We start from the raw sequence: 21,837 nt of genomic DNA, 5'->3' as shown, positions 1-21,837 counted from the left end.
GTCGCCAAACGGCCGGCGCCCACCAGCGGGGTCCCATCCACTTCACCGGATGAGACCCCGCTGTCCGTGCTCCCTCTCTCCCTCCGCCTTCGCTGCGCACTCCACCCACAGCAGCTTCCCGCCCTGACCCGGCAGGCCGCCGCACATCGGGTGCGCGCCCCAGCTGTCCGCCCAGAGGGTCACGAGGTAGAGCCCACGCCCACGTTCGACGAGCTCCGCCGGGGCCTCCGCGCTCCATTCGAACGGTGCCGGGATGTGCGGGTTGGTGTCCCAGACGCTCAGCCTGATCCGATGCCGCCCGGCATCGCGCAGACGTAGGGAGTACGGGCCCTTGGAGTGCAGGTACGCGTTGGTGACCAGCTCGCTCGCCAGGAGCTCGGCAGTTTCGGTGAGTTCACTCATGCCGTGCACGCGCAGGACGGTACGGAGGGTGGTGCGGGCTACGCCGGGGGCACGGGGATCCTGTGGGAGTTGCAGGGTGTACGTCCAGGGCGGCGTTACGGTGGCCGGAACCATGGAAGTCTCCGATCGCGGAGGGAAGTTGGATCGTGCGTTTCTGGTTGCCCGGTGACGAGGCCGCTCCGTCGAGCGGGGTACTTCCGGGCGGGTGGCCTGGATCAGAGACTAGGCTTCGCAAGGATTCTTTGCACCCGTTGACCGGAATCCTTGAAGAGATCCACTCGTGTGAGTGACAGACCAACTCGATAGATTTCTGAGGAGAGTTCGAGATGGCAGGCAGGGCCGCCCCTACCGCGCGCCGCACCCGACTCGGCGCCGAGTTGCGCAAACTGCGGGAGCGGGCCGGGATGACCACCACGCAGGCAGCAGATCTCCTCGGCACCAGTTCCGGGCAGTTGAGCAACATCGAAGTGGCGCGATTCGGGGTGAGCGCCGACCGCGTACGGGTCATGGCCCAGACCTACTCGTGCACGGATCCAACGCTGATCGAAGCTCTGGTCGCCATGACTGGTGACCGCAAACGTGGCTGGTGGGAGGAGTACCGGGACATCCTGCCGCCCAAACTCCTCGACCTCGCCGAGATCGAGCACCACGGCACCAGCCTCCACGCGGCGCACAGCATCCACATCCCTGGGCTGCTGCAGACGGTCGATCACGCTCGGGAGATCTACCGGCAGGCCGTGCCCGAGATGTCACCGCCTGAGATCGAGCACCGCGTCTCGTACCGCATCAAACGCCAAGCGGTGCTGTACGGGCAGGACGCCGCCCCCTACCACGCGGTCATTCATGAAGCTGCGCTCCGCATGCGGTTCGGGGGCCCAGATGTGGCCCGCGCCCAGCTTCAGCACTTGCTGAAGGTGAGCGAACAAACCCACGTGACCATGCGCGCGATCCCGTTCGAAGCCACGTACTACCCCGGATCGGGACAGTCGCTGTACTACGTACGCGGACCGGTGCCCGCACTCGATACCGCCCAGCTCGACCAGTCCCACGGCCCGGTGTTCATCGACTCCGAGGCCCAGCTGTCGCAGTACCGCCTCCTACTCGATCGGCTCGACGCGGCTGCGCTGAGCCCTGAGCAGTCGCGAGAACTTGTCCACAACATCGCCCAAGACCTGTGAAAGGAACAGAGATGGCCACATCCACCTGGCAGAGGTCGTCCTACTGCGCGCAAGGCGAGGCCTGCATACACGTCGCCGCCCACGACGACACGATCAATGTCACGGAGAGCAGCGACCCCACCGGCGCGATACTCCGCACCACCCCCGCCGCCTGGGCCGCCCTCGTCCGGACGGTCAAGGACACCGCGCACCATGACTGACCGGGCGATTCCCGCCGAACTCGCCTGGGTCCGCGCCGCCCCCGAGGGCGAAGAGGGCCCCGGCCCCTGGATCGAGCTCGCCTTCGGCCCCGACGGGCTCGTCCACCTTCGAGAGACCAGCGACCCGACCAACATCGTCACGACCACCCGGACGAAATGGGAGGCCTTCACCAAGGGCGTCGTAGCCGGCGAGTTCGACCACTTCGCCGCACTCGACAACCAGGGCCCGGCCGAGCCGTCCTGATTGCTCGGCGCCGGCCTGCCGGACCGCGCGAACCGGCGTGCGGAACAGCTTGCCGGGTGGCAGCGTGCCCGGGTCCGATCGCCGAGTCCCGGCGGCAGGGGTACCGGTGGTACCAGGAGCGTTACTTCTCCTGACGGCAATGCGCCACCCACTGGCTGCGTCTCCGGAACTGTTCGGGACTGTTCCCTGTTCGCCCGACCAGCGCATATTCACTACGCAACGAACCCGTCCGCGCATTGAACTCGCTGCTGTCCGGGCACAACAGAGCACATCGTCACCGTCAGGCCCCGGCAGCAAGGACTGATCCATGAACCGTCTCGCGCGCTCGATAAACATCACGGAAGACGTACCGGGCCAGATTCTGCACTGGAACTTCTTCATCGGCGGGCACTTGAGTGCCTCGGTACCCGTACGCCTCGTCGAGCGCACGGACGAGGGCCAGCTGGTGTGGATGGAGACAGGCGCGCCCATGTGGCGCACGGAGCTCCCGGGCGGCGCACATCTTCGCGACATCGCCCCGGACGACCGACCCGCCGCCGGATACCCAGTGGTCCCCGGCCGCTGGCCGATGGGCAGCGCCCTGTTCTACCAGCCCACCGGAGCCGCACATTCCGTACTCTGGCTCTTCGGCCGCAGGGGGAAGTTCCGTGGTTGGTACGTGAATCTGGAGCGCCGCGTCCACCACGGCGACGACATCGACATCGCCGACCACGAGCTCGACATCAATGTGGCGCCGGACCGGTCGTGGCAGTGGAAGGACGAGGAGTCCTTCGCCGAGAAGACCGGCCACCCCGTCTACTGGTCGGCCGATGAAGCGGCGGCCATCCGCGCCGAGGGCACACGAGTCGCACGGCTCGCCGAGGCCGGAACCTTTCCCTTCGACGGCTCCTGGTGCGACTTCCGGCCGCCGAGGACCTGGACGACACCGCCCCGTCCGCCGGGTCCCCGCCGCCCCATTCTCTGACCACCCCTCAAACTGCCTGCCCTGATGGGTGCAGTTACGGAAGGGAGGGGGGCCTCGGCCAGGGTGGCGGGATGCCGATCGTTGCCCGGGGTCACCCTCCGTGATACACAGAGTAACCATATATATGTGGTCACACACGGATTCGATCCGCAGGTCAGAGCGGTCGGACCGGTCAAACGTGCGAGATCCCATGAAAGAGAGCCGCCAAGTCGTCGTACCAGGACGGTTTCATCAGCGAAGATAGAGAGCGACCCGTGCCATGTGGCAGGGGCAGTGAACTACCCAACAGGGGCGGTGACTTACATGGTCCTGGCAGCTGACACTGATAAGGGCGGTATCAGCACCATCATCAACGGCATCGCACCCAAGTGGGGGCCGTTCGGAGCCCTGGGCGACGAAGCCAAGGTGATGATCGAGGTCGTCATGGCCGTTGCCATCCTGCTCTGCTTCGGCATCGCCATCTGGGGAGCGGCCAAGCAGCGCATCGGCGCGACGGCACTGCGCGACACGTTCAGCGCGGAGCAGGGCAAGGGTCTGATTGTTGCCGGTTTGACCGGTGTGTTCATCATCGGATCGCTGGGGACCCTGTTCACCATCGTCTACGGCATGGCCATCTAACCACCCGTCAGCCTGCCCGGGTGCTCCGTCCTCGCCCCGGTTCCGCTCCCACACCACCCGTCCGTCGTGCCCACCGACAAAGGTTGCGTCTCCCTGATGTCGAGTCACCACACCGCGCCCACGCGGGAACCAGTACGGCTACCGTCGTACCACGCGGAATCGCACATGGTTGAGGGGGCCTACGCGGCATGAGTCTCGGCGACGACGGCTACGGCAGCGATTCGCGCTCGGGCCGTACAGATGATGGATACAGCACCCTCGGCGGTACGCGCCAGACTCGTACCCGATTCGCCGACGGCACAGGCGGCGACGGATACGGCAGCCGCCGCCCGGCCCGCAGCTCGCGATCCCTGATCACGGTGGTCGGTGTGGTCGTTCTGCTCGTCGCGGCTATCGCGTTCGCGAACCGGGGCGGGGGCGGTGACGACGGCGGCTCCTCGGGCAGGAGCGGAGGCAACAAGGCGGGGGCGGCCCCCACCGCGGCGACGGGCACGAAGCCGGTAACGGGGAAGAACGGCGAGGTCCCTTCGGGGTTCGCGCACGATGAGCAGGGTGCGCAGAGCGCGGCGTCCAACTTCGCGGTGGCGCTCGGTTCCGTAGACATGTTCAAGAAGGACAGTCGCCACGCGATCGTGGACGCCATCTACACAACTGAGGCAGCCGGAAAGCTCAGAGACCCGCAGGATGCCGCGTACTCGGGTGACTTCCTCGCAAAGCTCGGTCTCGATGCTGATGGGAACGCGCCGCAGGGCAGCACCTTCGTCTCACGAACAATCCCCGTTGGTACGAAGCTGGAGTCCTACAGCGACGACACAGCCAAGGTCGCCGTCTGGTACACGGGACTGATCGGTATGTCCGGACCCGGGTCGACAGATCCCGTGAGTACTACCTGGAAGACCTGGACCGTCGAACTGACGTGGACGGCCGACGGCTGGAGGGCGACCAGTGACTCCCAGAAGGATGGCCCAGCCCCTGTCCCAGGGGATGTCACAGCCTCCAGTTCGGACGAGATCAGCAAGGCTGTCGAGGAGTATGGGGGCTTCACTTATGCCAGGTAGGCCTCGTCTTCGCGCCCGCTCCCTCATCACCGTGCTGACGGCCGTACAGACCGCTGCAGTCCTCTTCTCGGCTCGCGCCGTAGCGGCACCCAGTCCGTCGCCGACCCCTTCACCAAGCGCGAGCAACAAGGCCTGCGACCTGCTCATCGGGCCTGCCAAGCAGTATTGCGAAAACGGCGACGCCGGCAGCCCCAGCACCACCTCTCCCGACGACGCCGCCAACGCCCTCGACCCCCTGTCCTCCCTCGCCCGCGGCTGCGCCGACGCCGCAGCCTGGATCGTCGGCAAGCTCAGCGACGCAGTCAAAGGCACCGCGAACGTCGACTTCACGAACCCCAAGTTCCTGCAGCAGTACGCCGTCATCTTCGCCGCCTCCACCGTGCTCACCCTCGTCCTCTGGCTGCTCGCCGTCGCCAAGCGCGCCATCCGTGGCGTTCCGGTGGCCACCGCGATCTCCGAGGCTGTCGGGTTCCTCTGGCTGACCGTGCTCGCGTCCGCGTTCACGCCGCTCATCCTCTACACGGTCGTCTCGGCGACCGACGGGGTCACCGACGTCATCGCGTCCTCCTCCGGCGGGCAGACCGATGTCTTCTTCGGGTCGTTCGCCGAGGCGCTGAGCAAGGGCTCCGACATCGGCGGCGGGCCGATCATGCTGATCGTCGTCTCGCTCGTGTCGATCCTCGCCGCGGGCGTGCTCTGGCTGGAACTCGTGATCCGGGCAGCCCTGCTGTACGTCGGCGCCCTGCTCGGCGTAGTCGTCTATTCGGGTCTCGTCGACAAGAACATGTGGGGCCACGTCCGCCGCTGGGCAGGCATCATGATCGCGGTGATCATGGTGAAGCCGGTCATCGTCATCGTGCTCGGGCTGGCCGGCGCGCTCTCCTCCGACGGGGGACCGAACGCGTTCTCCGCCGTCGTCTCCGGCCTCGCCATCATCCTGCTCGCAATCTTCGCCTCGGCAATGATCTACCGCTTCGTCCCTGGCTTCGGCGACGAGATCCAGGGCGCCCGCACCAACCGTAAGCAGGCCACCGACGGCGCCCAGGCCGCCGCCCTGATCAGCTCCCCTGCCGCTCTCGTCTCCCAGGGCATCAAGACCCACAGCAGCCGCAGCGGCGGAGACGGCGGTGGACAGGGCGGCGGCAACAGTGGTGGCAGGCCCGCCAACCCGGTCAGCGGCGGGGTTGCCGCACACAGCTCCCGTAACAGCGCCGGGAGCGGGGTCGGCGGCGGATCCGTCTCCTCCGCCGCACCTCCGCCCCGCAGCGGATCGGGACCCACCTCGGGCACCCCACACAGCAGCCGCGCCACCCGAGGCGGCGGTACAGGCAACTCAGGTAACAACCGCACAGGAGGTGGAGGGCGTTGACGACCCAGTCCCATCCGGTCACGCCTCGCCGTACGTATCTCATCGGCCGGGCCCGGCCGAACGCGATCGTCGGCAAGAACCGCGAGACCGGCGAGATCGCGCTGATCATCGTCGGCGCGTTCCTCGGCATGATGAGCGGGCTGATCGTCCCCGTCCTGTCCCTGCGGATCGTGTTGCTCACGGGCTTCCCGCTGATGGCGCTGGCCATGGTGTACGTCCCGTACAAGCACCGCACCTTCTACAAATGGTTTGAGATCAACCGCAGCTTCAAGCGGTCCCTGCGCCGCGGCACCACATACCGTTCCGCCGCCATGGAAGCGGGCGTACGGGCCGACGGCCGCGAGGTCGAGATCGGGCCGCCCCCCGGCATCGGCCGGATCAACTGGCTTGCCGCGCCCTTCGGCCCGGACGAGATCGCCGTACTGCTGCACGCCGACCGCCGCACCGTCACCGCGGCGATCGAGATCGAGGGGCCCGGCGTCGGGCTGCGCGACAGCGAGGACCAGGAGGCACTGGTCGACCGCTTCGGCACACTCCTCAAGCATGTGGCCAACGGCGACGGCTTCGTGACCCGCATTCAGATGCTGGCCCGCACCCTCCCCGCCGACCCCGACGCACACGCCAAGGACGTCGCCCAGCGCGGCGACAAGGCGGCCCCGGGCTGGCTGCAGGAGTCGTACGACCAGCTCCAGTCGATGGTCTCCACCTCCAGCGAACAGCACCGTGCCTACCTCGTCGCCTGCATGCACTTCAACCGCGAACTGGCCGCCGAGGCGAACGCCATGGCCCGCGCCGCCCGCCCGCAGGCCGGCCGCAAGCTCGACCGGGACGCTGGCCTCGCCGTCGTCATGGCGCGCGAACTGACCGACATCTGCGCCCGCCTCGCCGAGGCGGACATCCGGGTACGCCAGCCGCTCGGCCAGAGCCGGCTCGCCTCGCTCGTGCACTCGATGTACGACCCCGACCACCCCATCGACCACATCCAGGCGATGACGAAGCGCAACGCCTGGCCCGCCGAGCTGGACGCCGTCGAGCCGACGTTCCTGCAGGCCAAGACCCGCGAGTCGACGACCCGCGCGCCCTGGTGCCACGCCACGGCATGGGTGAAGGAATGGCCGATGACGCCTGTCGGCGTCAACTTCCTGGCCCCTCTCCTCGTACACACCCCGGACGTCATCCGTACCGTCGCGGTCTGCATGGACCTCGAACCCACCGAGGTCGCCATCGAGCGGATGCTCACGGAGAAGACGAACGACGAGGCCGAGGCGAGCCGCCAGGCCAAGATGAACCGGACCGTCGACCCGCGCGACATCGCCGCCCACGGCAGGCTCGACCAGCGGGGTGAAGATCTCGCGAGCGGCGCGGCCGGCGTGAATCTCGTGGGGTACATCACCGTGTCGTCGCGATCACCCGAGGCTCTCGCCCGCGACAAGCGGACGATCCGGGCCTCGGCCGGCAAGTCGTACCTGAAGCTGGAGTGGTGCGACCGCGAGCACCACCGCGCCTTTGTGAACACGCTGCCGTTCGCCACCGGCATCCGTCGCTAACCGAGAGGGCAGTCACGCCATGCGAGATCCTCTGTCCGCGTTGTCGGATGCCTTCACCTCCTTCCTCTTCGGGAAGGTGGAGACGACCAGGCTGCCCGTACGAACCTCGACCGGGCAGGCCCAGGCCGTCTACCTGCCCACCGCGGCCCCCGGCCTCGGCGACTCAGGCGTGATCATCGGCCGCGAGGTGTACTCCGGCAAGGGCTACATCTACGACCCCTTCCAGCTGTACGGACAGCAGCTCCCCGCCCCGCACTGGCTCGTGCTCGGGGAGTCCGGAAACGGCAAGTCCGCGCTGGAGAAGACGTACGTGCTCCGCCAGCTCAGGTTCCGCGACCGCCAGGTCGTCGTCCTCGACGCGCAGGGCGAGGACGGCGTCGGCGAGTGGAACCTCATCGCCCAGGAGCTCGGCCTCACCCCCATCCGGCTCGACCCGACCGCGGCCCTGAACGGCGGCATCCGGCTCAACCCGCTCGACCCCTCGATCACCACGACCGGTCAGCTCGCCCTGCTCCGTACGATCATCGAAGTCGCGATGGGCCACGGCCTCGACGAGCGCTCCGGCTTCGCGCTGAAGGTCGCGCACGCCTACGTCAACCAGACGATCACCGACCGGCAGCCGGTGCTCACCGACATTGTCGAGCAACTGCGCCACCCGGAGCCCGAGTCCGCCGAGGCGATGAACGTCGACATAGACGACGTACGGGCCTGGGGCCTCGATGTCGCCCTTGTCCTGGACCGGCTGGTCGACGGTGACCTGCGTGGCATGTTCGACGGCCCGACCTCGGCCGGCATCGACCTGGACGCTCCGCTGATCGTCTTCGACCTGTCGCACATCGACCGGAACTCGATCGCCATGCCGATCCTGATGGCGATCGTCGGCGTATGGCTGGAACACACCTGGATCAGGCCCGACCGGAAGAAACGCATCTTCCTGGTCGAGGAGGCCTGGCACATCATCAACTCCCCGTTCGTCGCCCAGCTCTTCCAGCGCCTCCTGAAGTTCGGCCGACGGCTGGGCCTGTCGTTCGTCGCCGTGGTCCACCACCTCAGCGACGTGGTCGACGGGGCCGCGGCACGCGAGGCCGCGGCGATCCTGAAGATGGCCTCGACCCGGACGATCTACGCGCAGAAGGCCGACGAGGCCAGAGCGACCGGGCGCGTACTCGGCCTGCCCCGCTGGGCGGTCGAGATCATTCCCACCCTCACCCCCGGCATCGCGGTATGGGACGTCAACGGCAACGTCCAGGTCGTCAAACACCTGATCACCGAGGCGGAGCGCCCCCTCGTCTACACCGACCGCGCCATGACCGAGTCCTCGGCCGCAGATCTCCTGCCGGAGGACGTACGAGCCGCGGAGCTGGAGGCGGAGCAGCGCGCGGCACGCATCGAGCACCAGCAACGACTGAACGAGTCGTCCGAGTCAACGGTGGCATGACATGGCGGGACGCACAGAACAGCAGGCCGGGACGAGCACCGGCGGCACCGGCGGTGTCCCGGACGGTCTGCTGGTCGGCCTGCTGGGCTTCCTGCTCGGGCTGACGATCCTCGTCTGGACGGCCACCGGCCTGTCCGGACTGTTCACGCACGGCGCCTGGCCGAAGGGCGTCACCTTCACCGAGACCCCACTGGCTATGCGCCGGCTGGCGGCGTCCCCGCACGACATGACCGCCGCCTGGCCCGGCACACCGGCGGGCGATCTCTCCGGATACGGGCTGTTCTGGGGCCTGTTCATCGGCGAGCTCATGGTGCTCATGGTGCTGACGGTGTTCGTGATGGGCGTGGTGACCCGCTGGCGAGTGGTACGCGCACGTCGGCGGGAAGAGCGCCGTCAGGAACGTCATGCCGAGCGTTACGCGGAGCACGCTCAGCGCGCAGAGCCCGCCGCGGTCGAATCGGTGGAAGCAATCGCCCCCGCGATGCCGTCCCCTGCCCCTGCCCCTGAGCCGGCCCCCGCGACCACGGCCACAGCAACAGAAGCGCCGACCGAGGCCGCTCCCCGGACAGAGCTCCTCCCCCTCACCCCGGTCGTCCCCTCCCCGCGCACGCCCCTCGTCGTCTACGGCCCGGCCGCCACCCGTCGCCCCACCGTCGTGCAGGCCATCCGGGAGGCCGACGGACCCGCCCTCGTCGTCACATCCGACCCCACCGTCTGGGAGGAGACGAAGGACGCCCGCGCCAAGCTCGGCCCGGTCCTCGTCTACGACCCGGGCCACCTCTGCGACACCCCGGCCCGCCTCCACTGGTCCCCCACCGCCGGGTGCGAAGCACCGGACACCGCAGCCGCCCGCGCCATCGCCCTCCTCGCCCCGGTCCGGCCGCAGGCCCGTATCGACGCGATGACGGCCGAGACCGCGGAGACCCTCCTCCAGTGCTGGCTGCACGCCGCCGCCATAGACGGTCGGCCGTTCCGCCAGGTCCACCGCTGGGCCCTCGGTGGCAACGCCCATGAACCGGTACGACTCCTCCGCACCCACACCAAGGCCGCCTCCGGACTCGCCGGCCTGCTGGAGTCCGCGCTCACCGGCCATCCCGAACGCCGGGAAATGGCACAGGAGCTGACGGTACGGGCGTTCGCCGCACTCTCCTCGGTCCACATCCGCGACGCCTGCACGCCGAACCGATCCGATTCGCTCGCGCTGGAATCTTTTGCGGGCGAAGGGGGCACTCTTTATGTGGTCGGTGAACCCATCGAGGATCCTCGCTCCGGACCGGGTGCGATGCCGCTGCTCACCGCCCTCGCCTCACACGTGGTCGAGCACGGCCGCCGCATGGCCGCACGGTCAACCGACGGTCGGCTCGACCCACCAATGACGCTCGTCCTCGACGACGTCGCGGCTGTGGCGCCTCTCCCCCAGCTCCCGGAGCTGGTCTCGACGAACCAGGACCAGGCCCTCCCGACGCTGGTCCTGCTCCGCTCGCAGGAACAGGCCCGAGCCCGCTGGACGTCCCCGCTCCAGCCGTAACACGGTGGCCGGACCTGCGGCCAGGACCGGGATTTCAGACGGCAGCCCCTGAACCGGCCGAATCCGGTCCGGGGCGACAGCGGGCCGAACCAGCACTGAGGACGTCAGACAGGGCGGACGATCTCGTACTCGAGCTCCAGCGCCGTCGGATCGCCCGGTACGGCAACGGTCTCCCCGCTCGGTGCGAAACCGAACCGCCGGTAGAAGGCAGCGGCCCGCGGATTGTTCTCGTGCACGTACAGCCGCACCCGCTCGATCCGCGGCTCGCCCAGTGACCACGCCCATTCGACCCCGGCCCGGAACAACTGCTCGGCCAGTCCGCCGCCCCGCGCCTCCGGCCTCACGAACACACCGACCACATGAGCCTGGTGGACCTTGGCCGGTTCACCGAACCGCAGATCATCGTCCGGCCGCTCGACAAGCACGGTGATCGACCCCGCCCAGCTCCCGTCGGGTGCCTCGGCGACGAACTGACGCACCTCGTCACCACTGGCCTCGGCCCCACCGGCCGTGCGGCCCTGCCAGAACTCGTCGGGCTGGGCCACGGCCTGCTCGTACGTCTCCAGAAAAGCCACCGGCGCCACAGGATCCTGCAGAGCGGCGAGCCGGAGCTCCTTGGCGAGTGCCCATTCCTCGGCGCGTACGGGCCGAATCGCATAGTTCATACACGGATCCTGCCCCTCCCCGTGTCTCCCAGCAATCGAATTCCTGCCCCCGCCCCGCACCTCGGCTCGTACCGTCTACTCCCGTGACAGACATGGATGACAAGTTCGACGACGAGATGGCCGGCCTGCTCTCGGCCTATGACGATCAGATGAGGGGTGTGCCGCCCACCCCTCCATCGGGGGTCACCTACGAACAGGACGGCCCCCTGACCCGGACCGTCGGCCAGTTCCGCGGTTTCATCAGCGCCCCGCGCGACGTGCAGGTGCGCGGCGCCGAACTCGACGCACTGATCGCCCGTCAGCGTGACAGATTCGCCGCCCGGGGAGAGGCGGTGGAGTGGAAGATACGCGGCCACGACCTGCCGTCCGACCTCACCGATCGCCTGCGCGCCGCGGGCTTCGCAGCGGAGGCGGAGGAGACCGTCCTCATCGGCCGCGCCAAGGACATGGCATCACCGCCCGTACTCCCGGACGGCGTTGTACTCCGCCAGGTCACGGAACGCGCGGACACGCACCGCATTGCGGCACTGGAAACGACTGTCTGGGGCCAGGACCTGACCATGATCGGTGACGACCTGGCGGGCCGCGTCGCTGCTGCCCCGGACGACCTCGTCGTCCTGGTCGCCGAGGCGGACGGCGAAGTCGTCTCCGCGGCTTGGCTGGTCTTCCGCACGGGCACCGAATTCGCCGGCCTGTGGGGCGGTTCGACACTCTCCGCCTGGCGCGGACGGGGCATCTACCGCGCTCTGGTCGCCGCCCGCGCCCACATCGCCGCAGCCCGCGGAGTCAGATATCTGCAAGTGGACGCGTCCAGCGACAGCGCACCGATCCTGCGCCGCCTGGGCTTCCACGCAGTCACCACCACGACCCCTTATGTATGGTCGCCGCGGCGGGAAACGGCCGGCCCGTAAACGCAGAAAAGCCCCGCACCAGAGGTGCGGGGCTTTCCCGGAATAATTGTTCGGCGGCGTCCTACTCTCCCACAGGGTCCCCCCTGCAGTACCATCGGCGCTGAAAGGCTTAGCTTCCGGGTTCGGAATGTAACCGGGCGTTTCCCTAACGCAATGACCACCGAAACACTATGAAATTAACCAACACCGGGCAACAACACGGCCGTTCGTTATTTCAGAACTAACACAGTGGACGCGAGCAACTGAGGACAAGCCCTCGGCCTATTAGTACCAGTCAGCTCCACCCGTTGCCGGGCTTCCACATCTGGCCTATCAACCCAGTCGTCTACTGGGAGCCTTAACCCCTCAAAGGGGGTGGGAATACTCATCTCGAAGCAGGCTTCCCGCTTAGATGCTTTCAGCGGTTATCCTTTCCGAACGTAGCCAACCAGCCATGCCCTTGGCAGGACAACTGGCACACCAGAGGTTCGTCCGTCCCGGTCCTCTCGTACTAGGGACAGCCCTTCTCAATATTCCTACGCGCGCAGCGGATAGGGACCGAACTGTCTCACGACGTTCTAAACCCAGCTCGCGTACCGCTTTAATGGGCGAACAGCCCAACCCTTGGGACCGACTCCAGCCCCAGGATGCGACGAGCCGACATCGAGGTGCCAAACCATCCCGTCGATATGGACTCTTGGGGAAGATCAGCCTGTTATCCCCGGGGTACCTTTTATCCGTTGAGCGACAGCGCTTCCACAAGCCACTGCCGGATCACTAGTCCCGACTTTCGTCCCTGCTCGACCCGTCGGTCTCACAGTCAAGCTCCCTTGTGCACTTACACTCAACACCTGATTGCCAACCAGGCTGAGGGAACCTTTGGGCGCCTCCGTTACTCTTTAGGAGGCAACCGCCCCAGTTAAACTACCCATCAGACACTGTCCCTGATCCGGATCACGGACCCAGGTTAGACATCCAGCACGACCAGAGTGGTATTTCAACGGCGACTCCACAACCACTGGCGTGGCTGCTTCAAAGTCTCCCACCTATCCTACACAAGCCGAACCGAACACCAATATCAAACTGTAGTAAAGGTCCCGGGGTCTTTCCGTCCTGCTGCGCGAAACGAGCATCTTTACTCGTAGTGCAATTTCACCGGGCCTATGGTTGAGACAGTCGAGAAGTCGTTACGCCATTCGTGCAGGTCGGAACTTACCCGACAAGGAATTTCGCTACCTTAGGATGGTTATAGTTACCACCGCCGTTTACTGGCGCTTAAGTTCTCAGCTTCGCCGACCCGAAAGTCAGCTAACCGGTCCCCTTAACGTTCCAGCACCGGGCAGGCGTCAGTCCGTATACATCGCCTTACGGCTTCGCACGGACCTGTGTTTTTAGTAAACAGTCGCTTCTCGCTGGTCTCTGCGGCCACCCCCAGCTCATGGAGTAAATCCAATCACCAGTGATGGCCCCCCTTCTCCCGAAGTTACGGGGGCATTTTGCCGAGTTCCTTAACCATAGTTCACCCGAACGCCTCGGTATTCTCTACCTGACCACCTGAGTCGGTTTAGGGTACGGGCCGCCATGAAACTCGCTAGAGGCTTTTCTCGACAGCATAGGATCATCCACTTCACCACAATCGGCTCGGCATCAGGTCTCAGGCTTAATGTGTGACGGATTTGCCTATCACACGCCCTACACCCTTACCCCGGGACTACCACCGCCCGGGCTGGACTACCTTCCTGCGTCACCCCATCGCTTACCTACTACAAGTCTGGTTCGTCGGCTCCACCACTACCCTCAACTCCGAAGAGATCGGGCCGGCTTCACGGACTTAGCATCGCCTGATTCAGTACTGGGCGTTTCAAAGCGGGTACCGGAATATCAACCGGTTGTCCATCGACTACGCCTGTCGGCCTCGCCTTAGGTCCCGACTTACCCTGGGCAGATCAGCTTGACCCAGGAACCCTTAGTCAATCGGCGCACACGTTTCTCACGTGTGTATCGCTACTCATGCCTGCATTCTCACTCGTGAACCGTCCACAACTCGCTTCCGCGGCTGCTTCACCCGGCACACGACGCTCCCCTACCCATCCCAGCAGGCGTTGGCCCTTAATGCTGGAATGACACGACTTCGGCGGTACGCTTGAGCCCCGCTACATTGTCGGCGCGGAATCACTTGACCAGTGAGCTATTACGCACTCTTTCAAGGGTGGCTGCTTCTAAGCCAACCTCCTGGTTGTCTCTGCGACTCCACATCCTTTCCCACTTAGCGTACGCTTAGGGGCCTTAGTCGATGCTCTGGGCTGTTTCCCTCTCGACCATGGAGCTTATCCCCCACAGTCTCACTGCCGTGCTCTCACTTACCGGCATTCGGAGTTTGGCTAAGGTCAGTAACCCGGTAGGGCCCATCGCCTATCCAGTGCTCTACCTCCGGCAAGAAACACACGACGCTGCACCTAAATGCATTTCGGGGAGAACCAGCTATCACGGAGTTTGATTGGCCTTTCACCCCTAACCACAGGTCATCCCCCAGGTTTTCAACCCTGGTGGGTTCGGTCCTCCACGAAGTCTTACCTCCGCTTCAACCTGCCCATGGCTAGATCACTCCGCTTCGGGTCTTGAGCGTGCTACTAAAACGCCCTATTCGGACTCGCTTTCGCTACGGCTTCCCCACACGGGTTAACCTCGCAACACACCGCAAACTCGCAGGCTCATTCTTCAAAAGGCACGCAGTCACGACTGTTGCTCCGAAGAACAACAGCGACGCTCCCACGGCTTGTAGGCACACGGTTTCAGGTACTATTTCACTCCGCTCCCGCGGTACTTTTCACCATTCCCTCACGGTACTATCCGCTATCGGTCACCAGGGAATATTTAGGCTTAGCGGGTGGTCCCGCCAGATTCACACGGGATTTCTCGGGCCCCGTGCTACTTGGGTGTCTCTTAAACGAGCCGTTGATGTTTCAGCTACGGGGGTCTTACCCTCTACGCCGGACCTTTCGCATGTCCTTCGCCTACATCAACGGTTTCTGACTCGCCTCACAGCCGGCAGACTGTGAAAAAGAGATCCCACAACCCCGCATGCGCAACCCCTGCCGGGTATCACACGCATACGGTTTGGCCTCATCCAGTTTCGCTCGCCACTACTCCCGGAATCACGGTTGTTTTCTCTTCCTGAGGGTACTGAGATGTTTCACTTCCCCTCGTTCCCTCCACACTGCCTATGTGTTCAGCAGCGGGTGACAGCCCATGACGACTGCCGGGTTTCCCCATTCGGACACCCCCGGATCAAAGCTCGGTTGACAGCTCCCCGGGGCCTATCGTGGCCTCCCACGTCCTTCATCGGTTCCTGGTGCCAAGGCATCCACCGTGCGCCCTTAAAAACTTGGCCACAGATGCTCGCGTCCACTGTGCAGTTCTCAAACAACGACCAGCCACCCATCACCCCACCCCTAAGGGCGAGTTCACTGGGGCCGGCAACTGAAGGCGACCATCACGGCCGTACCCTCAGATACCCAACAACGTGCCCGACACGACCGACCATTCCTCACGTTCCACGCCGAAGCAGTACTAGTGAAAAAAACCTGTCGTGCCGAATAGTCAACGTTCCACCCATGAGCTGACCACCGTCGAACATTTGCCGACGTAGTGGCTCTGGATTCCTTGCGGAATCTAGATGCTCCTTAGAAAGGAGGTGATCCAGCCGCACCTTCCGGTACGGCTACCTTGTTACGACTTCGTCCCAATCGCCAGTCCCACCTTCGACAGCTCCCTCCCACAAGGGGTTGGGCCACCGGCTTCGGGTGTTACCGACTTTCGTGACGTGACGGGCGGTGTGTACAAGGCCCGGGAACGTATTCACCGCAGCAATGCTGATCTGCGATTACTAGCAACTCCGACTTCATGGGGTCGAGTTGCAGACCCCAATCCGAACTGAGACCGGCTTTTTGAGATTCGCTCCGCCTCGCGGCATCGCAGCTCATTGTACCGGCCATTGTAGCACGTGTGCAGCCCAAGACATAAGGGGCATGATGACTTGACGTCGTCCCCACCTTCCTCCGAGTTGACCCCGGCAGTCTCCTGTGAGTCCCCATCACCCCGAAGGGCATGCTGGCAACACAGAACAAGGGTTGCGCTCGTTGCGGGACTTAACCCAACATCTCACGACACGAGCTGACGACAGCCATGCACCACCTGTATACCGACCACAAGGGGGGCACCATCTCTGATGCTTTCCGGTATATGTCAAGCCTTGGTAAGGTTCTTCGCGTTGCGTCGAATTAAGCCACATGCTCCGCTGCTTGTGCGGGCCCCCGTCAATTCCTTTGAGTTTTAGCCTTGCGGCCGTACTCCCCAGGCGGGGAACTTAATGCGTTAGCTGCGGCACCGACGACGTGGAATGTCGCCAACACCTAGTTCCCAACGTTTACGGCGTGGACTACCAGGGTATCTAATCCTGTTCGCTCCCCACGCTTTCGCTCCTCAGCGTCAGTAATGGCCCAGAGATCCGCCTTCGCCACCGGTGTTCCTCCTGATATCTGCGCATTTCACCGCTACACCAGGAATTCCGATCTCCCCTACCACACTCTAGCCTGCCCGTATCGACTGCAGACCCGGGGTTAAGCCCCGGGCTTTCACAACCGACGCAACAAGCCGCCTACGAGCTCTTTACGCCCAATAATTCCGGACAACGCTTGCGCCCTACGTATTACCGCGGCTGCTGGCACGTAGTTAGCCGGCGCTTCTTCTGCAGGTACCGTCACTCTCGCTTCTTCCCTGCTGAAAGAGGTTTACAACCCGAAGGCCGTCATCCCTCACGCGGCGTCGCTGCATCAGGCTTTCGCCCATTGTGCAATATTCCCCACTGCTGCCTCCCGTAGGAGTCTGGGCCGTGTCTCAGTCCCAGTGTGGCCGGTCGCCCTCTCAGGCCGGCTACCCGTCGTCGCCTTGGTAGGCCATCACCCCACCAACAAGCTGATAGGCCGCGGGCTCATCCTTCACCGCCGGAGCTTTCAACCCCGTCCCATGCGGGACAGAGTGTTATCCGGTATTAGACCCCGTTTCCAGGGCTTGTCCCAGAGTGAAGGGCAGATTGCCCACGTGTTACTCACCCGTTCGCCACTAATCCACCCCGAAGGGCTTCATCGTTCGACTTGCATGTGTTAAGCACGCCGCCAGCGTTCGTCCTGAGCCAGGATCAAACTCTCCGTGAATGTTTTCCCGTAATCGGGAGACACATCACGAGAGCGGGACGATCAGCCGGAATAAGACCGACCGTCCACAGCGTCCTCGCTGTGTAATTGCCTACCGGAACCACAAGAGCCCGGCAGGACTTTCAAAGGAACCACCAACCTGCCGAAGCAGGCCGGGGTATCAACATATCTGGCGTTGACTTTTGGCACGCTGTTGAGTTCTCAAGGAACGGACGCTTCCTTTGTACTCACCCTCTCGGGCTTTCCTCCGGGCTTTTCCCTTCGGTCTTGCGTTTCCGACTCTATCAGACTCTTTCGTGTCCGATTCCCGGTCGAAGCGGGTTCTGCTTTCCAGGTTTTCGCTTTCGCGTTTCCCTTTCCGGCGAGTCCGACTCTATCAGATCCTTTCGGGCCTGATTCCCAGTCAGCGGGATTTGTCTTCCCGGCTGTTGGGCCGTTCCGACGTCCAAACTCTAGCGGATTTTCCCGGCGGCTCATAATCGAGCCTTCGAAATGAATTCCGGCATGCCGAAATCGTCCCGAGTGGGAGATCGTGCAGAGTTTTGGTTGCCGCATTTGCGGCGGGATCGGCTGCCGCAGAACCGTTCCGGCTCCGTGACAACTCGAAGAACCTTACGGATCGGCGGGGGGTGTGTCAACTCCGCCAGGTCAAGCCGTTTTCCCCCTCGCCCGGCGTGGGTTCAGTCCAGGTCGGTGAGGCGGCCGCCGGCGTCCGGCTGGGCATGTTCCACCCGGCGCAGCAGGCGGATCAGCATCTCGCCGAGGGCTCCGCGTTCGTCGCCCGAGAGGTCCTGGAGCAGGTCCTCCTCGAAGGCGGACGCCATGCGCATCGCCTCCAGCCACTTCGTACGGCCTTCGTCGGTCAGCTCGACGATGACGCGCACCCGGTTGCTCTCGTCCCTGTCCCGGGTGACCAGGCCCTCGCCCGCCATGCGGTCGATGCGGTGGGTCATCGCGGCCGGGGTGAGGCCGAGGCGCTTGGCCAGCTCGCCCGGGCCCAGCCGGTAGGGGGAGCCCGCCACGACCAGGGTCTTGAGGACCTCCCACTCGGCGTTGCTGATGCCGAGGTCGGCCAGCTGGCGTCCGTAGCCGACGTTCATCCGACGGTTCAGCCGGCCGAGGGCCGAGACGACCTGCTCGACCTGGGGGTCCAGGTCCCGGAACTCGCGCTGATAGGCCGCGATCTGCTCGTCGAGGCTCGGCTCCTGGAGGCCGGAGGGCTCGGTGGTGTCAGACATGGCGGGCAGTATGGCACGCCTTTCATTGGCGTCGAAGTCCTTCGGTCTGTACTGTTGAAGCTCTAACTTTACTGTTGAAGTCTTTGGACGTGAGTCCTTCGTGAGCTTGAGGTAGGTGAGTGTGACCAGGGAAATGGGCGCAGCGCTGCGGCGGATCCAGCTGGGGAGCGCGCTGAGCGCGTTCGGTGTGGGGTTCACCGTTCCGTATCTGTACGTCTACGTGGCGCAGGTGCGGGATCTGGGCGCCGGTACGGCGGGAGTCGTGCTGGCGGTCTTCGCCATGGCTGCGCTGGCTGTCCTGCCGTTCACCGGACGGGCCATCGACCGGCGCGGTCCGATGCCGGTGCTGATCGTCGCCGCCGTGGTCGCGTCCGTGGGGGCGGCGGCCCTCGGCCTTTCGTCGAATGTGACGACCGCCGTGCTGTCTGCGGCCGTGCTCGGCGCGGGCACGGCCGTCATGTCGCCGGCGCTCGCCACCATGCTCGTCTGGTGCTCCAGCACAGCCACCCGTACACGAGCCTTCGCCATGCAGTTCTTTCTGCAGAACCTGGGGCTCGGCATCGGTGGACTGGTCGGCGGGCAGATCGTGGACACGCGTCGGCCGGAGACCTTCACGCTGCTGTTCCTGATCGAGGCGGCGATGTTCATCGTGCTCGGCGTCGTAGCCGTGACGGTGCGGATGCCTCGTACTCCTGCGATCGCGGACGCCCGGCCCACCGACGGGTCCACCGCGAAGGGCGGGCTGCAGGCGCTGCTGTCGCACCGGGCCATGGTTCAGCTGTGTGTGCTGGGCTTTGTGCTGTTCTTCGCCTGTTACGGGCAGTTCGAGTCCGGTCTCGCGGCGTACGGCACCGAGGCTGCCGGGATCGAGCCCTCGACGCTGGGTATCGCCCTTGCTGCCAACACCGCGGTCATCGTCGTGGCGCAGTTCGTCGTGCTGCGGCTGGTCGAGCGACGCAAGCGCAGCCGGGTCATCGCCTCGGTCGGCCTGATCTGGGCGTTCGCCTGGATCGTGGCGGGGTACGCGGGGCTCGGGCACGGCAGCCAGACCATGGCGACGGCCGCGATGATCTCGACGTACGCACTGTTCGGACTCGGCGAGTCGATGCTGTCGCCGACGGTGGCGCCGCTGGTCGCCGATCTTGCCCCGGAGTCGATGGTCGGTCAGTACAACTCGGCGTTCGCCCTGGTCAAGCAGCTTGCACTGGCGGTCGGCCCGGCTGTGGGCGGGCCGATGGGGGCTTCGCTGCACGGGCCGTACATCGTGACGTTCGTGCTGTTCTCGCTGGGCATCACCGTGCTCGCGCTGCGGCTGGGCCGCCAACTCACCCCCGTACAGGACCAGCCTTCGCTCGCGGCGACGCCGTCGCGGGTGGTGGCCGTGTCACTGCCGGAGGCCGGGATGGTGGCCGAGCCCGCTGCAGCTCGGTGACGTCACCCGCTGACGCTCACTGAGGCAGCGCGAACTCGCACCAGACCGCTTTGCCGCCGCCCGGTGTGCGGCGGCTGCCCCAGGACGAGGCGATCGTCGCGACGATGGAGATGCCGCGGCCCGACTCGTCCGCCGGTTCGGCGCGGCGGCGGCGCGGCAGGTGGTCGTCGCCGTCGGTCACCTCGATGATCAGGCGGCGGTCGGTGCGGCGCAGGCCCAGGCGCATCGGCGGGGTTCCGTGCTGGAGGGAGTTCGCCACCAGTTCGCTGGCGGCCAGGACGCCCAGATCGCACAGCTCGACCGGGAAGCGCCACGACGTGAGGACGCCGGTCGCGAAGGCGCGGGCGCGCGGGGCCGCTTCGATGCCGCCGAGCAGATCGAGCGAGGCGTTGTGGAAAAGCTCCGCGTTCGTCCCTGTGCGGGCCGGGTGCTGGACCACCAGCACGGCCACGTCGTCGTCGTGTTCGGCCGTGACTCCGAGGGAGCGGATCAGACGGTCGCAGACCACCTGCGGGGACCCCTTGGCACCGGAGAGGGCGCGCTCCAGGGCGGCGACCCCTTCGTCGATGTCCTCGCTGCGGCGTTCGACGAGACCGTCCGTGTAGAGGACGGCGGTGGAGCCGGGCGGCAGCGCGATCGTGCCGGAGGTGTGGATCCAGCCACCGGTGCCGAGTGGCGGTCCGGTCGGGTCCTCTGCACGGTGGACCGTGCCGTCCTGGTCGCGCACGAGGATCGGGAGGTGGCCGGCGGAGGCGTAGACGAGCCGGCCCTCGTTCGGATCGTGGACCGCGTAGGCGCAGGTGGCGATCTGGCTGGCGTCGATCTCCGCGGCGAGCCCGTCGAGCAGCTGGAGCACCTCGTGCGGCGGGAGGTCGAGACGGGCGTAGGCGCGCACGGCCGTGCGGAGCTGGCCCATCACCGCGGCGGCGCGCACCCCGCGGCCCATCACGTCTCCGATGACGAGGGCGGTGCGGCCCGCGCCGAGAGTGATGACGTCGTACCAGTCGCCGCCGACCGCCGCGTCCGTGCCGCCGGGCTGGTACGTGGCGGCGATCCGCAGGTCGTCGGGCTGCTCCAGCTCCTGCGGGAGCAGGGAGCGCTGGAGGGTGACGGCCGTTTCGCGGTGGCGGCGTTCGCTGGTACGCAGGCGCTCGGCCGCTTCGGCGTGGTCGGTGACATCGGCGGCGTACAAAAGGACACCGCCTTCGCTCCCCTTGTTCCTGCCGTTCTTGTTCTTGCTCCTGCCGTTCGCGGGGAGACCGGCGGGCGTGGCGACGGGGGTGCAGGTCACGGTGTACGAGTTGCCGCTGCGGACCTTGCGGGACTTGACCGTGCGGGGCGTGCCGCTGCGCAGGACCTGGTCCATGAGGGGCAGCAGGCTCAGCTCGTCGAGCTCGGGCATCACCTCGGCGGCGGTGGCGCCCGTGGGTCTGGGGCCGAAGGCGGCTGCGTAGGCGTCGTTGACGTAGGCGATGCGGTGGTCGGGGCCGTGCACGAGGGCGACGAGGGCGGGCAGCCGGCCGAGGATCTCGCGGGCGGAGAGATCCTCCAGCAGGGCGGGGCCGGAGAGTTGCTCGGCGGGCCGGCCGGAGGTCAGGCCGGCGATCTCCTCGGAGATCTCTACGGATGCCCCGGGGGAGGCCTCGGGGGTGTCGCCGTCCGCCGGCCCGGACCCGGGCTCGGGCCTGGCGTACTCGGCGCGGGCCGCGGGCACGGAACTGCGGTCGTCCCGGGCGGCGGCGCGGCGCGTTCCTGGTAGGCGGGCGCTCCAACGCGTGAAGTTCACGGAATTTCTGGCCTCGTGTGTCGGTCTGGTCCGCTCGGGCGGGCTGCTTCCTCTGCCGGATCTGCTT

At 65.9% G+C, this 21,837-nt stretch carries 16 protein-coding genes and 3 rRNA genes; 12 read left to right on the top strand and 7 right to left on the bottom strand.

The window, feature by feature from the left end; all coding sequences use genetic code 11:
• Window positions 1–42 precede the first annotated feature (42 nt).
• Window positions 43–516, bottom strand: a complete 474-nt coding sequence (locus tag OHA88_RS25385; RefSeq protein WP_328627186.1) for an ATP-binding protein — start codon at window positions 514–516, stop codon at window positions 43–45.
• 212 nt (window positions 517–728) lie between these two features.
• Between OHA88_RS25385 and OHA88_RS25380 the strand changes: the two genes are divergently transcribed.
• From OHA88_RS25380 to OHA88_RS25335, 10 genes are all read left to right on the top strand, one after another.
• On the top strand, window positions 729–1,580 hold the full coding sequence (locus OHA88_RS25380) for a helix-turn-helix domain-containing protein (RefSeq protein ID WP_328627185.1): 852 nt from the start codon (window positions 729–731) through the stop codon (window positions 1,578–1,580).
• An 11-nt stretch (window positions 1,581–1,591) separates the two neighbouring features.
• Entirely contained in the window at window positions 1,592–1,780 is a 189-nt protein-coding gene (locus OHA88_RS25375) for a DUF397 domain-containing protein (protein WP_328627184.1), read from the top strand.
• Complete coding sequence (locus OHA88_RS25370) at window positions 1,773–2,024, top strand: DUF397 domain-containing protein (protein ID WP_328627183.1); 252 nt, start codon at window positions 1,773–1,775, stop codon at window positions 2,022–2,024. The genes OHA88_RS25375 and OHA88_RS25370 overlap by 8 nt, the downstream gene beginning before the upstream one ends.
• A gap of 307 nt (window positions 2,025–2,331) precedes the next feature.
• Window positions 2,332–2,988 (top strand): DUF402 domain-containing protein, encoded by a 657-nt coding sequence (locus OHA88_RS25365; protein ID WP_328627182.1) that lies wholly within the window; start codon window positions 2,332–2,334, stop codon window positions 2,986–2,988.
• Window positions 2,989–3,291: 303 nt separating this feature from the next.
• Window positions 3,292–3,606, top strand: coding sequence for a hypothetical protein (locus tag OHA88_RS25360; RefSeq protein WP_030924923.1), 315 nt, complete (start codon window positions 3,292–3,294; stop codon window positions 3,604–3,606).
• A 188-nt stretch (window positions 3,607–3,794) separates the two neighbouring features.
• Window positions 3,795–4,664 (top strand): hypothetical protein, encoded by an 870-nt coding sequence (locus OHA88_RS25355; RefSeq protein ID WP_328627181.1) that lies wholly within the window; start codon window positions 3,795–3,797, stop codon window positions 4,662–4,664.
• The gene (locus OHA88_RS25350) at window positions 4,654–6,033 is read left to right on the top strand and encodes a hypothetical protein (protein WP_328627180.1); all 1,380 of its coding nucleotides are present in this window, start codon (window positions 4,654–4,656) and stop codon (window positions 6,031–6,033) included. The genes OHA88_RS25355 and OHA88_RS25350 overlap by 11 nt, the downstream gene beginning before the upstream one ends.
• Window positions 6,030–7,580, top strand: coding sequence for an SCO6880 family protein (locus OHA88_RS25345; protein WP_328627179.1), 1,551 nt, complete (start codon window positions 6,030–6,032; stop codon window positions 7,578–7,580). Before OHA88_RS25350 ends, OHA88_RS25345 begins: the two co-directional genes overlap by 4 nt.
• A 19-nt stretch (window positions 7,581–7,599) precedes the next feature.
• Window positions 7,600–9,018, top strand: a complete 1,419-nt coding sequence (locus OHA88_RS25340; protein WP_030924913.1) for an ATP-binding protein — start codon at window positions 7,600–7,602, stop codon at window positions 9,016–9,018.
• Between the two features lies 1 nt (window position 9,019).
• Window positions 9,020–10,546 (top strand): type VI secretion protein, encoded by a 1,527-nt coding sequence (locus OHA88_RS25335; protein ID WP_328627178.1) that lies wholly within the window; start codon window positions 9,020–9,022, stop codon window positions 10,544–10,546.
• A 104-nt stretch (window positions 10,547–10,650) separates the two neighbouring features.
• Here OHA88_RS25335 and OHA88_RS25330 read toward each other — a convergent pair whose 3' ends face one another.
• Window positions 10,651–11,211, bottom strand: a complete 561-nt coding sequence (locus OHA88_RS25330) for a GNAT family N-acetyltransferase (RefSeq protein WP_328627177.1) — start codon at window positions 11,209–11,211, stop codon at window positions 10,651–10,653.
• A gap of 92 nt (window positions 11,212–11,303) precedes the next feature.
• Between OHA88_RS25330 and OHA88_RS25325 the strand changes: the two genes are divergently transcribed.
• On the top strand, window positions 11,304–12,122 hold the full coding sequence (locus OHA88_RS25325; protein ID WP_328629792.1) for a GNAT family N-acetyltransferase: 819 nt from the start codon (window positions 11,304–11,306) through the stop codon (window positions 12,120–12,122).
• A 48-nt stretch (window positions 12,123–12,170) separates the two neighbouring features.
• Here the strand turns inward: OHA88_RS25325 and rrf are convergent.
• From rrf to OHA88_RS25305, 4 genes are all read right to left on the bottom strand, one after another.
• A 5S ribosomal RNA gene (rrf, locus tag OHA88_RS25320) occupies window positions 12,171–12,287 on the bottom strand.
• A gap of 79 nt (window positions 12,288–12,366) precedes the next feature.
• Window positions 12,367–15,492, bottom strand: a 23S ribosomal RNA gene (locus OHA88_RS25315).
• 296 nt (window positions 15,493–15,788) lie between these two features.
• Window positions 15,789–17,314: ribosomal RNA gene (locus OHA88_RS25310) — 16S ribosomal RNA — on the bottom strand.
• The 16S, 23S and 5S rRNA genes sit together here, the layout of an rRNA operon.
• A gap of 680 nt (window positions 17,315–17,994) precedes the next feature.
• Window positions 17,995–18,552, bottom strand: a complete 558-nt coding sequence (locus tag OHA88_RS25305) for a MarR family winged helix-turn-helix transcriptional regulator (RefSeq protein WP_267004360.1) — start codon at window positions 18,550–18,552, stop codon at window positions 17,995–17,997.
• Between the two features lie 133 nt (window positions 18,553–18,685).
• Here OHA88_RS25305 and OHA88_RS25300 point away from each other — a divergent pair, with 133 nt between their 5' ends.
• On the top strand, window positions 18,686–19,984 hold the full coding sequence (locus tag OHA88_RS25300) for an MFS transporter (protein ID WP_328629791.1): 1,299 nt from the start codon (window positions 18,686–18,688) through the stop codon (window positions 19,982–19,984).
• Window positions 19,985–20,000: 16 nt separating this feature from the next.
• Here the strand turns inward: OHA88_RS25300 and OHA88_RS25295 are convergent, their stop codons facing one another.
• Window positions 20,001–21,770, bottom strand: coding sequence for an ATP-binding SpoIIE family protein phosphatase (locus OHA88_RS25295; protein ID WP_328627176.1), 1,770 nt, complete (start codon window positions 21,768–21,770; stop codon window positions 20,001–20,003).
• Between the last annotated feature and the right edge of the window lie 67 nt (window positions 21,771–21,837).

Source organism: Streptomyces sp. NBC_00353 (assembly GCF_036108815.1).
Classification (GTDB): domain Bacteria; phylum Actinomycetota; class Actinomycetes; order Streptomycetales; family Streptomycetaceae; genus Streptomyces.
Note: the sequence above shows the minus strand (reverse complement) of the source record. Positions and strands in the feature narration are given on the sequence as shown.